The 14,553-nt window shown below is 67.6% G+C and carries 9 protein-coding genes; 1 reads left to right on the top strand and 8 read right to left on the bottom strand.

The features are described from left to right. Positions 1-10: 10 nt before the first annotated feature. The 8 genes from AC07OA_RS07930 to AC07OA_RS07965 all read right to left on the bottom strand — a co-directional run bounded on the left by AC07OA_RS07930 (position 11) and on the right by AC07OA_RS07965 (position 13,028). Positions 11-1,651, bottom strand: a complete 1,641-nt coding sequence (locus AC07OA_RS07930; RefSeq protein ID WP_494663243.1) for a carboxylesterase/lipase family protein — start codon at positions 1,649-1,651, stop codon at positions 11-13. Further along, positions 1,651-2,973, bottom strand: a complete 1,323-nt coding sequence (locus tag AC07OA_RS07935) for a spinster family MFS transporter (RefSeq protein WP_494663244.1) — start codon at positions 2,971-2,973, stop codon at positions 1,651-1,653. Before AC07OA_RS07935 ends, AC07OA_RS07930 begins: the two co-directional genes overlap by 1 nt. Positions 2,974-3,086: 113 nt before the next feature. Continuing rightward, positions 3,087-4,340 carry a glycoside hydrolase family 1 protein gene (locus AC07OA_RS07940; protein ID WP_494663245.1) on the bottom strand — a complete coding sequence of 418 codons (1,254 nt, stop codon included), beginning with the start codon at positions 4,338-4,340 and terminating at the stop codon, positions 3,087-3,089. A 169-nt stretch (positions 4,341-4,509) separates the two neighbouring features. Further along, complete coding sequence (locus AC07OA_RS07945) at positions 4,510-5,880, bottom strand: SGNH/GDSL hydrolase family protein (RefSeq protein ID WP_494663246.1); 1,371 nt, start codon at positions 5,878-5,880, stop codon at positions 4,510-4,512. 28 nt (positions 5,881-5,908) lie between these two features. Continuing rightward, positions 5,909-7,036 (bottom strand): HupE/UreJ family protein, encoded by a 1,128-nt coding sequence (locus tag AC07OA_RS07950; protein ID WP_494663247.1) that lies wholly within the window; start codon positions 7,034-7,036, stop codon positions 5,909-5,911. Next, positions 7,024-8,994, bottom strand: a complete 1,971-nt coding sequence (locus AC07OA_RS07955) for a GMC family oxidoreductase (protein ID WP_494663248.1) — start codon at positions 8,992-8,994, stop codon at positions 7,024-7,026. Before AC07OA_RS07955 ends, AC07OA_RS07950 begins: the two co-directional genes overlap by 13 nt. A 62-nt stretch (positions 8,995-9,056) precedes the next feature. Next, the gene (locus AC07OA_RS07960; protein ID WP_494663249.1) at positions 9,057-11,717 is read right to left on the bottom strand and encodes a c-type cytochrome; all 2,661 of its coding nucleotides are present in this window, start codon (positions 11,715-11,717) and stop codon (positions 9,057-9,059) included. Positions 11,718-11,732: 15 nt separating this feature from the next. Then, positions 11,733-13,028 carry a DUF4331 family protein gene (locus AC07OA_RS07965; RefSeq protein WP_494663250.1) on the bottom strand — a complete coding sequence of 432 codons (1,296 nt, stop codon included), beginning with the start codon at positions 13,026-13,028 and terminating at the stop codon, positions 11,733-11,735. A 228-nt stretch (positions 13,029-13,256) separates the two neighbouring features. Between AC07OA_RS07965 and AC07OA_RS07970 the strand changes: the two genes are divergently transcribed. Beyond that, on the top strand, positions 13,257-14,450 hold the full coding sequence (locus tag AC07OA_RS07970; protein ID WP_494663251.1) for a hypothetical protein: 1,194 nt from the start codon (positions 13,257-13,259) through the stop codon (positions 14,448-14,450). Positions 14,451-14,553 lie beyond the last annotated feature (103 nt).

The raw sequence follows: 14,553 nt of genomic DNA on the forward strand, positions 1-14,553 counted from the left end.
AGGCGGCCGGCTAGCCTCCGCATGCCGTCGTCGGCGGGGGCAGGGGCGGCGAAGCCAGGCCGACGTTCCAGTTCCAGGCCAGGCCGCCGGCCGCGCGCCGGCGGCAGACCACGGCCTCGTTCAGGTCGAACATGCCGGGCATCAGGTTCTTCTCCACCTTCGGGACGTCGGCGAAGCGCACGTACGACCCGCCCGGCGTGTAGGCCGGCCAGGCCGGAGCCTTGGCGGCGGTCGGGCGGCCGTCGCGGGCGAAGCTGGTCCAGTAGTCGACCATGGCGTCCGACAGCGCCGCCTCGCCCGAGGTCTTGGGCAAGCGCGGCCACAGGGGTGGGGTGCGGTCGCGGTTGCCGAACACATAAGGCAGCTCGCTGGCGTGGAAGGCGTGCAGGCCGAAGGAGTCGGCGGCCGGATAGCCGTGATCGAACAGGTAGAGGTACGAGGGCTGACCGACAGCGGTCTGGCCGCGCGCCAGGCGCTCGGCCGTCCAGCCGTAGAGGGCGTCGCGGGTGGTGGCCAGGATGCTCTCGCGCGGGTCCGACTTGGGATAGAGCCGCAGGAAGTCGTCGGCCAGGTCGCCGTAGCGCTGGCGGATGGTCGTCTCGTAGGCCGCCGGGCTGGCCGGTTCGGGCGGGGCCAGGATCGTCAGCGAGCGGATCTCGCCGCTGTTGAAGCCCGCCAGGATCGGCACGCTTGCCTGCTTGCCCTGATCGAAGGTCTCGACCAGTTGGGCCGGCAGCACGACGCCGTCCACCGCGCCGAACGGCGAGAAGCCGGCCTTGGCCGAAGCGTCCGACAGGGCCTGGGCGGGCAGGGCGCGCAGGTCGGCCAGGGTGGGCGCCTTCAGGGCCGCGCCCAGATACAGGCCCGCCTGCTCGGCGGCCGGCGCGCCGTGGACGGCGGTCTTCAGGGCGGGGGTCGAGATCATGTAGGCGCTCTGGGCGATGGCCTTGGCGAACAGCCCCTTCGCCAGCGGCGAGGCCATCAGGTACATGACACTGAGCCCGCCGGCCGACTCTCCGGCGATGGTGACATTGGCCGGGTCGCCCCCGAACGCGGCGATGTTGGCCTGGACCCACTTCAGTGCCTCGACCTGGTCGAGCAGGCCGTAATTGCCCGAGACGCCCTTGTCGGACTCGGCGCTAAGCTCCGGATGGGCCAGCCAGCCGAAGACGCCCAGGCGGTAGTTGATCGACACCACCACCACGCCCCGTTCGGCCAGCTTGGCGCCGTCATAGAGCGGTTCCTTGCTGGATCCGCCCACCAGGGCGCCGCCGTGAATCCAGACCAGCACGGGCGCCTTGTCGGCCTTGGCCGGGGTCCAGACGTTGAGGGTCAGGCAATCCTCGCTCGTGACGCCCAGGTCGGTCGTATAGAGGTTGGGCTGGCCGCGCGTGGGCTGGATGCAGGCCGCGCCGAAGGCGGTGGCGGGGCGCACGCCGTCCCAGCGCGGGACCGGTTGCGGCGGTTTCCAGCGGTTGGGACCGATGGGGGCGGCGGCGTAGGGCACGCCTTTGAACACCTTCAGCCCGCCCTCGACGCGGCCTTGCAGAGCGCCGGCCGGTGGGATGGCCACGACGTCCTGGGCGATGGCCAACGCCGGAACGGTCAGGGCGGCGGCCGCGACGCCGACGGCCAGCAGGGTGCGGATCATCAGGCGGCTTCCTTCGCGGTCTCGCGCCGGCGCAGCAGGGCCGCCAGCCACAGGAACAGGGCGATCGCCAGGCCGTAGGCCGGGATCAGGGTGTAGAGCGCCATCTGCAGCGAGTTGTGCGGGTGGCTGGCGCGGAAAAAGTCGCTGGCCGCGCCCACATAGGTCGGCCCAAGGCCCAGGCCGATGAAGTTCATCACCAGCAGCAGCAGGGCGCCGGACATCACGCGCTGGTCGGGGCGCACCTCCTCCTGCACCAGGGCGACCGACGAGGAGAGGTAGAAGTAGTTCAGGAAGGTCGGGCCGATCAGGAAGGCCAGGGCCATCGGCCAGGTCGGGGCCCAGACGAAGGCCACGTAGAACGGCACGGCCAGGATCAGCGAGATCGCCGGGGCCAGGGCGTAGGCGCGCTTGGAGCGGCGGGTGAAGCGGTCGATCACCCGGCCCGAGACGAAGATGCCCGCGCTCATGCCAATCCCGACCACCAGGGCGTACCAGACGGCGACCTGGCTCAGGGTCATGCCCTTCTCGCGCATCAGGAACAGGGTGCTGAAATTGCCCAGGCCGTAGGTGACGAACTGGGTCGCGCCGCTGCCCAGGGCCGCCAGCATCAGGACGGGGTGGGAGAAGAACATCTTCATGGTCGACCAGAAGCCCGCCTTGGCGACGGTCTCGCCGACCGGCTTGAGATCCAGCGCGCCGCGCTGCGGCTCGCGCACGATCAGGATCACGGCGATGGCGGCCACGATCCCGATGCCGCCCAGGATCAAGAAGGCCCAGCGCCAGTTGAAGGCCGCGGCGATGGCGGCGCCGAAGGCGATGCCCAGGGCCGCGCCGACGGGCGGGCCCAGGTTGTAGAGGCCCAGGGCCGTGCCCCGGCGTCCGGGCGGGAAATAGTCGGAGATGATGGCGTAGGAGGGCGGCACGCCGCCGGCCTCGCCGAAGCCGACCGTCATCCGCGCGACGGCGAACTGGGCATAGCTGCCGGCCATGCCGCAGGCCACGGTCGCCGCGCTCCAGATCCCGCAGGCCAGGGACAGCACGGCCACCCGGTTGGTCCGGTCGGCCAGCCAGCCTACCGGGATGGCGATGAAGCAGTAGAAGAACGCGAAATAGAGGCCGCCGATCAGGCCCAGCTGGCCGTCTGTCACGTGCAGGGCGTCCTGGATCGGCTTGGCCAGGATCGACAGCAGCTGGCGGTCCAGGAAGTTCAGGACATAGACGAACCACAGCATGGCCAGGGCGACCCAGGCGCGGGCGCCGGCTTGGGATGGCGGCGGGGCGTGCGAGCCGTGCGAAGACGCGACGGCAGCGGGCTCTGGCATGTCCACCGGACTCCTCCCAATGTGTTCACCGGACGCTCGAGCGGCGCCTTTGATCGGATCATGCTCAGCATTCGCCGAGCACGTCAACATTCACTGTCTGGTGAGTGAATATTTTAGAAGGCGTTGGCCTTGGCGATCCGGCCCAGGTGCAGGGCGCTGGGGCGCGGGGTCCGCGCGAAGGTCCGGCGATCCACCGCCGCCAGGCCGAACGGCACGCCGTAGCCCGAGGTCCACTCGAAATTGTCGAGCAGCGACCAGTAGAGATAGCTATGGACCGGGATGCCGTCGTCCAGGCAACCGCGCAGGCCCTCCAGGGCTTGATCGATGAAGGCGATCCTGCGCGCGTCGTCGTTCACGGCCACGCCGTTTTCGGTCACGTACAGCGGCTTGCCGATCGCGCCATGAGCCCAGCGGATCACGTTGGCCAGGGCCTGCGGATAGAACTCGTAGCCCGACAAGGTCAGTTCGGCCCCTGGCGGCGGAGGGCGCAGGCCGGTCTCGTCGAACATGAAGCGGGTATAGGCCTGGATCCCGAAGAAGTCGGCGTGGGTGTTGGCGACCTCGATCCAGTCACCGTAGAGCCGGCCGCGATAGAGCTCGACCAGGGCCGGCGAGCCGGCCTGGATGTCCTGGGTGGTCAGGGTCAGGCCGACGGGCAGGGCGGGGCGCGCGGCCTTGATCGTGTCATAGGCCCGGCGATGGGCCTCGATCATGATCGGCGTGGCGACCTTGGGATTGGCATAGGCCAGGCGCGAGAAGCGGGGCGAGTCCGTGGCCTTGGCCGCCGCCGCGACAGCCGCCCGGACCGTCGGCAGGGCGGCGCTGAACTGCGGCATCAGGTCGACCAGCAGCCGGATGTTGGCCTCGTTGAAGGTGGTCACCGCATGCATCAAGCCGCCCAGCCGCTCGACCACCTTGCGGCAATAGCGCGCGAAGAGGGCGGGGGCGTCGGGCGCCTCGAAGCCGCCGCGCTGGGCGAACCACAGCGGCGTGGTGAAGTGGTTCAGGGTGACCATGGGCTTGAGGCCTCGCGCTCGACAGGCCTCCAGCATGCGGGCGTAGTGGTCGAGTTCGGCCTCGGAGAAGAAGCCCTCGCTGGGCTCGATCCGCGACCACTCCACGCCGAACCGGTGGCAGTTGAAGCCCAGACGCTGGGCCAGGGCGAAGTCCTGGTCGTAGCGGTGGTAGCTGTCGTTGGCGTCGCCCGAGCGTTCCTTGAACATGCTGGGCTGGAGGTTCTCCATCAGCCAGGCGTCGCTGTTGGTGTTACCGCCCTCGCTCTGATAGGCCGAGATCGCCGTTCCCCACAGGAAACCCGGCGGGGCCGGTTTGCGCGCCGTCCCCGCAGCGGCCGGCGATGCGGCCATGCTCGCGCCGGCTCCGGCCAGCCATTCCCGTCGCCCCAGGACCGGGCCTCTGCCGCCACTCATCACCACCTCCGCTCGACGCCTTCTGCTGGGCGATGGCGATATTGGCGAGGTTCGGGTGGTCGTCAATATTCACTGTCTGGCGAGTGAAATTCAGCCGCGCGCGAGGTTAGTCCATCCTGAACTGGAGCATTTCGAAGAGCTGGGCGACGCCCTGGTGGACCCGGGTCGTGGGCATGAGGCCGGCGGCGAACTGCCGGGTGTCCGGCGCCTGGCTGGTCAGGCGTCGAACCTCGAGTTGGGCGACGAAGAACGCCTCCCAGGCGCTGGGCGGACGCAGGAGGAGGCTGTCGGCCTGATACGCGGTGCGCAGGTCGATCGGGGTCTGGGGATCCAGGCCCTCGTGGGTCTTGATGGCCGCCAGGATTTCCTGGGCCATCACCGCATAGCCCAGGATCGTCGGGTGCATGCCGTCCAGGCCCATCAGCCCGCCGCGCCAGGGCAGGGGCAGGATCAGGGCTCCGGCCTGGAGCATGAGGTTGGAGATGGTCTTGCCGTCGAAGGAGACGGTCATGGCGCCGGGATCGGTCTTGAAGTTCCAGCGCTGGAAGATCTTGTCGATCGGCACGATGTGGATGCGCGGATCGCCGGCGGCCTGGTCGGCCATCAGCTGGTTGACCTGGGACACCAGGGCGTCGTTGGCCTTGGCCTGGGCGGCCGTAAGAGTGCCGTAGTCGAAGCCGAAGGCGTTCTCGTAGCGCGGATAATAGGCGCCCGGACCCGGCTTGTGCGTGTCGGAGGTGTTGGGCACCGGCATGAGGTCGGCGACGCAGCCGGGCAGCGGCATGGCGTTGACATAGATGTGCTGGATGTCGGCGGGCAGGGCCTTGAGCCGGTCGAAGAAGGTCTTCAGCTGCTGGAGATCCTGGGCGTCGAACGGACCGCTCTGGCCGCCGAGGCCGGTCGAGGCCGTCGCGTTGAAGCCCATTTCCCAGACGCCGTTGTTGTGGCCGATGCTCACGAGCAGGCGCTTGGGCTTGCGCGCGGCCACGATGTCCAGGGGCGAAAGCTTGGGCGTGGCGGGATCGCCGGTGGGGTTGAGCAGGAAGCGGGTGTTGAAGTCGAAGAACAGATCGGCGATGTGCGCGCCTGGCTGGCTGAACTTGGCGCCGAGCTGGGTGTGCAGCCTCTGGATGTCGGCGTCGGCCTTGCCCCAGTCGAAGTCGTAGAGGTGTTCGTAGCGGGCCGAGGCGATGGCGATGTTGTCGAAGGCCCGCAGGCTGGACTTGGGCTTGGCGTCCCAGAACAGGATGTTCTGCCTCAGGTCGTCCAGGGACGCGGTCACGAACGGGAAGTCGTGCAGCCACTGCTCGAAATTGATGACGACGTTGCGCGGGTAATCAGGGTTCGCGAACGGAACGCCCAGGGCGCGCGCGACCTGGGACGGAGCGCTCCAATGGGCCAGCTGTTGATTGATCGTCAGCGAGCGTACGCCGTTGAACAGCGAATCTCCGATCGCCATCATTTCAGGAGCAGACATCGCTTCCTCCGCTTTGTTCGGTGAAGGCTCACAACGAAATCCCCAGCGCCCGCTGGGTCAGCCAGACAGCCGCGATCGCCGCCACGGCCATCGAGCCGTAGGGCATGAGGCCCCCGCGATAGATCCGGCTGTCGCGCAGGCGCCAGGCCAGCGGCATGACCAGCAGGACGATGGCGATCTGCCCCAGTTCGACGCCCAGGTTGAAGCCGAACAGGGCGACCAGCAGGCTCGCCTGCGGCAGGTGGAGATCGCGCAGGATGTTGGCGAAGCCGAAGCCGTGGACCAGGCCGAACAGGAAGGCCACGATCCAGAGCCGGCGGGTCACCACCGGGCGCAGATTGTTCAGCGCCGCCAGCACGACCGAGAAGGCGATGGCCGACTCGGTTAGCCGCGCGGGCACGGTGACCAGGTTCAGGGCCGCCAGGCTCAGGGTGATCGAATGGGCCAGGGTGAAGGCGCTGACCACCTTCAGCACCTCGGCGACGGCCGCCTTCATGCGCGGCTGCCCCACCCATTGCCGGCCTTCGCGGGTCAGCACGGCGGGCAGCAGCAGCGAGATCAGGAACAGCAGATGGTCGAAGCCGGTCCAGATGTGCAGGACGCCGGTTCCGATGAACGCCACCAGGGCGCGGGCCTGGCCCCAGCCGGTCAGGGCCACCGTCTGGCGCGACTTGTCGCCGCCCAGCACCAGGGTCTCCTCGCGCCCCTCGGAGACGACGCGCAGCAGGCCGCGATGCTGGGGATCGAACTCGGAAAACAGGGAATAGTCGATGTCGAGGCTTTGGGGGGCGGCCTGGCAGGCGCCCTCCAGCCTCAGCACGGCATAGGCGCCGTCGCTGTGCTCGTCGATCAGGAGATCGGTGGCGCGCAGCGGGCAGGGCTTGCCGTCCTGGCCCAGCGCCAGGTGCGAGAGGGCCAGGGCCTCGATCGGCTTCTGCTGGGCCCTGACTTCGCCCCAGCGGATGGCACCGTCGCCGTCTCGATCCAGCGTCAGGGCGAAGTCGAGGTCGCGCAAGGCGATGTCCCACTGGCCACTGATGCGGGAGCCATCGAGGCGAAGCGTCAAATAGCTGTCGCTGGGCTTGTGAGCCCAGGCCGCGCCGCCACTCAGGGCGGTCAGGGTGACCGCCAGCAGGACGGCTTTTAGCGACGGCACAGCAGACAGGCGCCCAGCAGTCGTTCCCACCATTTGAGCAGGGGCGGCGGCGGATCGTCGGCGCGAGCGTCGGCCAGGATCACGTCGGCGGCCTTCTCGGCGATCATGTAGATGGAGCTGACGATGAAGAAGCCGGGGATGCGCGGGAACACCGAAGCATCGACCACGCGCAGGCCCTGGGCGCCGCGAACGCGGAAATTGCTGTCGAGCACCGCCATCGGATCGTGATCGCTGCCGATGGGGCAGGTGCACGAGGCGTGGTGGCCCCAGCTCTGGGTGCGGCCGAAATGCTTGAGGTCGGCGTCGGACTGCATGTTCAGGCCGGGCTGGATCTCGTCCTTGGCCAGGCCCAGCTTGTAGAGCGGGGCGGTGATCTCGCGCACGAAGCGCACGCCCGCCACCACCGAGTCCAGGTCCTGGGCGTGGTCGCCGGTGCCTTCCTCGAAATAACGGAAATTGATCTCCGGCCGCTCGCGAGGATTGTCCGAGCGCAGCTTCACGAAGCCGCCGCGATTGTTGGTGTGGGCCTTCAGCACGGCCCAGGTGAGGTGATTGCGGCTGTCGACCACTTTCTGCGAGTAGCCCGGGAAATAGCCGTAGAATTCCGAGAGGATCGCGAAGCAGAAGAGGTCGGGCAGGGGGCGCTCGGGCTTGGAGCGCAGGATCGTGGCCAGGATCGCGCCGTTGCCGGTGAACAGGCCTTCGCGCTCGGTCTTCCATTCCAGATAGTTCGGATCGTGGCGCGTGAAGGAGGCGCCCTTCAGGACCTCCCAGGTGGGGAAGGCCATCTCGTTGACGACGCAGACCTCGTAGCGGTCCTGCAGGTTGCCGCCCACGCCGGGCGCCTCGACCTTGACCGGGATCTTCAGGCGCTTGAGCTCGTCGCGCGGACCGATGCCCGACAGCATCAGCAGCTGCGGGGTGTTGAACGCGCCGCCGGACAGGATGACCTCGCGCCGGGCGCGGACACGGCGGCGCTCGCCCGGGGCGGTGCTGGGATGGCCGTGCGCCTGATAGAGCCGTTCGCCCTTCAGATACTCCACGCCGATGGCGCGATTGGTGTCGTCCAGCAGCACCTTGCTGACCAGGGCGTTGAGCTCGATGCGCAGCCGGTCGGGGAAGCGCGCCTGGACGTCCAGCACCCGCTCGCGGGTGGAGGTGCGCGCGGCCCTGGCGGTGGTCAGGGGCGGGTAGTGGATGCCGGTGGCGTTGTGCTTGACCAGGCGCCAGTCGTTGGGGTCCAGGCGCCCCAGAAGAAACCACCAGAGCCGCCGGAACTTGTCGGGCAGGGTCCAGAAGGCCTTCATGACGAAGAGCACGATCGACAGCGACAGGCGCTTGTCGTGCAGCAGGTCCCAGAGGGGCAGCGACTTCTCGGTCTGCAGCCAGCCGTCCCAGCCGTGGCGGGTGAAGTTGAGGCCGATCCGCGAGAGCCAGCGATAGGGCAGGTTGCGGTAGCGGCAGCGCTCCAGCCGCTCGAAATAGCGGCGCATGTGGCGGGCGTTCCAGGTGTCGTCGCCCGTCAGCTGGGCGATGTGATCCCAGTCGGCGTTGTGCGGATAGACCATGATCATGGCGTTGTGGGCGGTGCATCCGCCCAGGCAGCCCGCGCGCGGATAGAGGATGCCGTTCTCGGCGGCGACGAACTTGGCGTCCTCTTCCTGTGTCTTCTGGTCGCTGAAGTGGCGGACGTAATAGTCCCACTTCATCGCCTCGTTTTCAGTCGACAGCGCGTGATAGGTCGGCACGTCGTAGTCGTCGGGGAGGCGGTTCTCGCGGAACGGCCAGTCGCTGGTGTCGGTCCCGACCGGCGGGTTCTTGGGATCGGAGCCCGCCTCCAGCAGCAGCACCGAACAGCCGCCCTCGGCCAGGCGCGCGGCCAGCGTGCCCCCGCCCGCGCCGGACCCGACCACGATGTAGTCGAAAGTGTCGATGAAGGTCTCTTGGTCTTGGCTCATGCTCCCCCCCATCAGGAACTAGCGGTCTGGTCGTAAGGCTGCTGCTCGTAGTCCCCTGGCCGTCACATGGTCTTGAGGAAGGCGATAAGGGCGGTCTTGTCCTGGTCGCTCAGACCCTTGGACGGCGTTCCCGGCGGGGTCGGCAGATAGGACGTGCCGAAATAGTGCCCGCGGTTGACGATGTAGTCGGGACATTTGCTGGCCTTGATCAGGGACGGAACCGCCTTGCGGAAGGTCTCGGTGGCCTGGTCCGGAGGGGTGTCGTCGTGGATCTGGCGCAGGGTCCAGGTCAGGCGGATCAGGGTCTTGCCCAGGCCGAACAGATGCTTGGTCTGCGCCCAGAAGCCCGGCTGCTGGTCCAGGTCGAGATTGGAGAGCAGATTGACAGGCGTGCCGGCCGGGATCGGGCCGATCTGCAGGCCCTTGTCGGTGATGAAGTGGGTGCCGGCGAACCAGTTGAGGATGTTGGCGACGAACTTGGGCAGATAGCCGTTGGCCAGGCGGATATAGCTGACCCTGGTGGTCCTATCGACCTGGCCGGGCGCCAGCTTGCCCGACGCGGTCTGGAACATCACGTTGCCGCTCCGGGTCTCGGGCCACAGCATCTCGCGGATCGAGGCGTCGAACATTTCGACGCGGGCCGGGACCGACGGATTGTCGTCGTATTTGATTTCCGCGATGTCGCGGAAGGCGTCCTCGCCGACCGTATTGTTCTGCAGGTATGGGGCGGTGGACCAAAGGCTGATCAGCGAGGCCGGGCGGGTGTAGCCGCGACCGCCCGCGGGCAGGTCGACGGTCTTGGTGATCTTGCCCGTATACGGATCGTGCAGCGTCGCCTTGCCCGCCGACGGCAGCGACTTGTAGGACTCCGAGGAGAAGTTGTCCCAGATGTTGTCGCGGATGGCGTTGGTGGCGAGCGCCGAGCAGACGTTGGTTTCCAAGAGGTCGGCGGGAACGCGCTGGTCTGTGGACAGGAAGTTGTTGTCCAGGAAGTCCGGCTGGGCGACGATCTTGCGCATCTCGGTCTTGAAGTCGTCGCTGTTGGCGTAGCTCCAGTAGTTGTTCCAGCAGGTCTTGTAGTTGGCGTTGGCGCAGCCGTGATCGGGGAAGTAGCTGTAGGCCTTCTCCGGCAGCTTGCTGGAATGGCAGGAGGCGCAGTTCTCGGCGAACACCTCCTTGCCGCGCGGCAGCAGGGCCTGGTCCTTGGCGAGATAGGTCTGGCCGCCGGGCGCGTCGCGCAGGTGGTCGGGCTTGGCCGTGGCCAGGAAGAACATGGCCACGTTGGGCGTCTGGGATTCGTTGGCGACCCAGTAGGCCGAGTTCTTGCGGCCCACGTCGATGGGGATCGGCGAGATGCCCGACCCGCCGATCACCGGGGTGAAATGCGTGGTCCATTCGTCGCCGAACAGGCCGATGTTGATATAGACCCGGTTGAGCGAGCCCATCACGCCCACGGAGTCCGAGCCGTCCTTGAGCACGCGCGGCGTGAAGACCGTGTCCGGCTTCACATAGAGCGCGTTCAGGGGCGAGTTCGGGGGGACGTATTCGTTCAGCTGGCGATTGTTCTGCTCGGGGCCGCGGATCTTCTCCTTGCCCCACTTCTCGGCCATGTCGATGCGCGGACCCAGGGCGTAGATCGCGTTCATGGTGCGGGGGTTGTTGATGAAGTCGCTGGAAACCAGCGAGGTGTCGAGCGCCCCCGGCCGCGAGGTGTGGTACAGCTGGAAGATGTAGTTGCTGTAGTCCTGGTCGAACCCGAAGATGCGGTCGATCCAGAAGTACTGGGCCCCGGGGTTGGAGTTCAGGTTCGCCCAGGTCGGGTTTTCAGGATCCTTGGGCGGGTTGGTCGGATCCGGCCCGACGTGACAGAAGCCGCACGACATCCCCACGCGATAGGGACGAACCAGGTTCTTGTCGTTGTAGTAGGTCGGGTCGTTGTAATAGCGGAACCAGTCCCAACGAGCCTTGGCCTTCTCGTCGAAGTCGGGATTGGGGAACAGCCGCAGGCCGACCACGCCGGTGGCGTAGCCGTAGAGCGATCCCGTCGGCTGGGTCTTGCCGCGCGCCCCCAGCTCCACGCCCGGATACTTGGTCGTGTTCTCGAAGGGATCGGGCGGGCAGGACGGGTCCCGCTCGTCCAGATAAAGGCCGAAGCGGTCCTTGCGCGCGGTCTTGGCCTGGCGGAAGCAGGGCTCGTTGACCAGGCCGAGATATTTCCAGCGGTTGTAGCGGCCGAACTTGGTGCCCGGCGCGCTGGAGATGGTCTTCAGCAGGTCCACATTACCGAAGCTCTGGATCGCCAGCTGGTCCCAGAAGCGGTCGTTGCCGGCCGTCCAGACGATCCAGTTGTTGCGGCCGATCACGGCCGCGTTGCGGGCCTGTTCCGGCGTGATCCCCGGCACATAGGGCGCGAGGTCCTTGGCCAGGTTCGCGGGCGTCTTGGTCGCGCCGCGGTCCATGTCGGCGTAGTAGTCGTCGTCGGCCATCGCCCAGCGCGCGGCCACCAGCTCGGCGTCGGTCTGGCCCTTGGCCTTCTTCGGCGCCTTGCCGTTCTTGATCCGATAGGCGCAGACGGCCTCGTCGACGACCTTGCCGCTGCCGTGACCGCAGGCCTTGCGGAAAGCCGGCGTGCTCGACGGGGCGAAGAGCGGTCCGAAGATCGCCACGGCCAGCGCCGCGATCCCCACCCAGAGCAGCACCTTATCCAGAGACGCGCGCTTCATCTTCGACCTCCGGAACTAAAGGGTGCGCGCGGCGGCGGCGGCGCGTAGCCGCGCGCAGAGGCGTCGCCGATAGATGTGCAGAGCCAGGAGCAGGGTGGCGATCGCCACCAGCGGCCACAGCAGGTGAGCGCGGAACCAGGTCCACGGCGAACCGACGAAGGGCTGGGGGCGGTAGGGCCAGTGCTCGGCCAGATAGGGAAAGCTTGTCAGGAACGGCTTGTCGTTGACCGTGGCGCGCGGAAACGCCTTGGAGTCGATGTACGAGTTTTCCTGCAGCGGGCAGTCGCCGTAGTCGCAGGTGATCCTGGCGACGTCGTCCTCGAGCCGTCGGCCATTGGGGAAGCCCGGCGGCCGGTTCGTGGCGAAGATCATCACGTCGGGCGCGTAGTCGTAGCTGCGCAGCAGGAAACCGCTCAACTGGTTGAGGTTCGAGATCGGCCGAAGGACGTCCTTGAAGAAGTCCTGGAGCTTGATCCGCTGGGCCGTGACCTTGTTCAGCACCTTAACGTGAAGGCTGGGCGGTTGAGTGTTGAGCACGTCGAAGCGCGCCAGCTGCGTGCGGTTCGAGCGGCCGACATGGTCGATCTGCTTGCCGCTCTTGGCGAAGCGCGAGACGCCCCACAGCAGCCAGTCCTCGTCGGTGCTCAGGAAGGCCGACTTGGGCACGCTGACGATCATCGTGATGATGTTGGCGTTGAAGAACTTGGGGAAGATGAAGGGGTCGTCCCGCACGCCGGTATAGACGACGATGTCGTTGGCGTAGTTTCCCGGATACTGCTGCAATTGCCAGAGGTTGCGGTCGTTGAAGATATGGACCGGCAGATCCTTCAGGCCTTTGATGTGCAGCTTCTCCGGGACCAGGGTGGCGTCGTTTTCCAGTGCGAAGGTGATGGTAACGTCGGGCGAGATGCCGGACGGATTGGCGACCGTGCCGCCATAGCGCGCCAGGTTGCCGTTCAGCGTCTGAGGCGGGGTGGTCGGGCAGGGCGGCGACGTGGGCGGAGCGCTCTTGGCGGCTGGGGCGCTCTGGGCGCTCGGGGCGCCAGGCTCGCCGGGCGGGGCCGGCGGCGGGGCGGGGAAGCACACCGTCGAGTGCGTGTCGATATTGATGCTGTAGCTGTAGGGCTTGAGCTTGTAGGGCGGCGCCGCAGTCAGCGTGGGGCGCGTGTTCAGTATGGCGACATAGCGGTCGCCGACCGGGAAGAAGAACAGACCGGTGAGGTTGGCCTCCTGCCGGCTGTTCGAAATCCACGTCGGATCCGCGTGATCCGACGCAAGGCTGTTCCCCGCCGTGAAAACGGCGAGCGCCATCGTAATGCTGAACCAAGCCCCGCGCACTTTCGCCCCCCGACCCTCGACATCCCGTCTCCGCCGGCGCGAGATCGAAATCCGCGGGACGGTGCTAGACGCTCGACAACACGCGATTCACTCTACATATGGGTGTATTAACCGTGAGTGGTAGGATTTTTAACTGTGCTGTTCAAGTTGAATTTCTCCCGCTCGGCGATCAAAGTTCAGAGATTGTCGGAAAAGGTGTGCATGAATCGCCCCGTGCTGGTTTGTCTGCTGGTCGCGTTGGCCGGCGCCGCCCAGGCCGAGCCGCGAAAGCCGGCCCGTGACGACGAGGTCCTGGAGCGGACTCCGCGCGTGCTCGTCTCGGGACGGGCCAGGCTGGGTCTGGCCCAGATGTCGCGGTTCAACGCCCGAGGCGACCTCGACGGCGCCCTGGCCCTGGCCGACGCCTATATTCAGGCCGGCCGCCAGGATGCGGATCCCCGATTCTACGCCTATGCCGAGGGCGCGCTGGGCCGGTGGCTGCGCGCCAGCGACCCGCCGCCGGCCGTCCTCCTGCGCCGAGCCGCGATCCGGCAGTTCCGGCACGACTTCAGCGGCGCGCTCGACGATCTCGACGCCCTGATCGCCCAGGACTACGCCGACCCGCAGGTGTGGTTGCTCAAGGCGTCCATCCTGCGGGTGCAGGGGCGTTACGCCTCGGCCATGGAAAGCTGCGTGCGTCTTGGGGCGATGGCTGATCGGCTGGTGGCCCTGACCTGCGCCAGCGAGGTCCAGAGCCTCGGCGGTGACGGGCAGGCGGCCCTGCGCAACCTGTCAGACGCCGTGGCGCGCGCTTCGACGGGCGTGGTGGGCGAGAAGGCGGCCGACGGGGTCCTGCCTTGGAGCCAAGGGGTGCTGGCGGGAATCGCCGAGCGGGAGGGCCAGCCGGTCCTGGCCGAGCGGTGGTATCGCGCGGCCCTGGACGCCGATCCCGATCAGGCCTTCGTGCGTCTGGCCTATGCCGACTTCCTGCTCGACCGGCGGCGTCCGGATGAGGCCGCGCGGCTGGTCGAGGGACGCCAGGCCGGCGACGGCTTTTTGTTGCGCCTGGCCCTGGCCCGGAGGCAACAGGCGCCCGGCGCGGCCGCGACCCTGCTGCCGACGCTCCAGGGGCGGTTCGACGCGGCGCGGGCGCGGGGCGAGCGTCCGCATCTGGGCGACCAGGCACGTTTCGAGCTGCTTCTGCGCCAAAGGCCGAGGGCGGCCTATGATCTGGCCCTCGAAAACTGGAGCGCGCTGCGCGAGCCGCGCGACGCCCTGATCCTGGTGCAATGCGCCCTGGCGACCGGCGAGCCGGCCGTGGCCAAGACGACGCTGCGCGCGATCGACCGGCAGGACGTCAACGATCGGCGCCTGGCCAGCCTTCGGACGCAGTTGGCGGGCCTTGCCGCCCGCTAGGCGTGGGCGTCTTCGCCTTTCGACTGGTTTGATGCGTTTTGCGCATTGGCCGGGGCCCGTCCCGGCGGCCTAACCCAGAGGGGATGCAGGCAGGGGCGGGAGG

It is taken from the genome of Caulobacter sp. GW821-FHT09B08 (assembly GCF_059418225.1).

Coding starts and splice junctions, on each gene's coding strand:
- AC07OA_RS07930 (WP_494663243.1), bottom strand. CDS start 1,651: ATGATCCGCACCCTGCTGGCCGTCGGCGTCGCGGCCGCCGCCCTGACC.
- AC07OA_RS07935 (WP_494663244.1), bottom strand. CDS start 2,973: ATGCCAGAGCCCGCTGCCGTCGCGTCTTCGCACGGCTCGCACGCCCCG.
- AC07OA_RS07940 (WP_494663245.1), bottom strand. CDS start 4,340: ATGGCCGCATCGCCGGCCGCTGCGGGGACGGCGCGCAAACCGGCCCCG.
- AC07OA_RS07945 (WP_494663246.1), bottom strand. CDS start 5,880: ATGTCTGCTCCTGAAATGATGGCGATCGGAGATTCGCTGTTCAACGGC.
- AC07OA_RS07955 (WP_494663248.1), bottom strand. CDS start 8,994: ATGAGCCAAGACCAAGAGACCTTCATCGACACTTTCGACTACATCGTG.
- AC07OA_RS07960 (WP_494663249.1), bottom strand. CDS start 11,717: ATGAAGCGCGCGTCTCTGGATAAGGTGCTGCTCTGGGTGGGGATCGCG.
- AC07OA_RS07965 (WP_494663250.1), bottom strand. CDS start 13,028: ATGGCGCTCGCCGTTTTCACGGCGGGGAACAGCCTTGCGTCGGATCAC.
- AC07OA_RS07970 (WP_494663251.1), top strand. CDS start 13,257: ATGAATCGCCCCGTGCTGGTTTGTCTGCTGGTCGCGTTGGCCGGCGCC.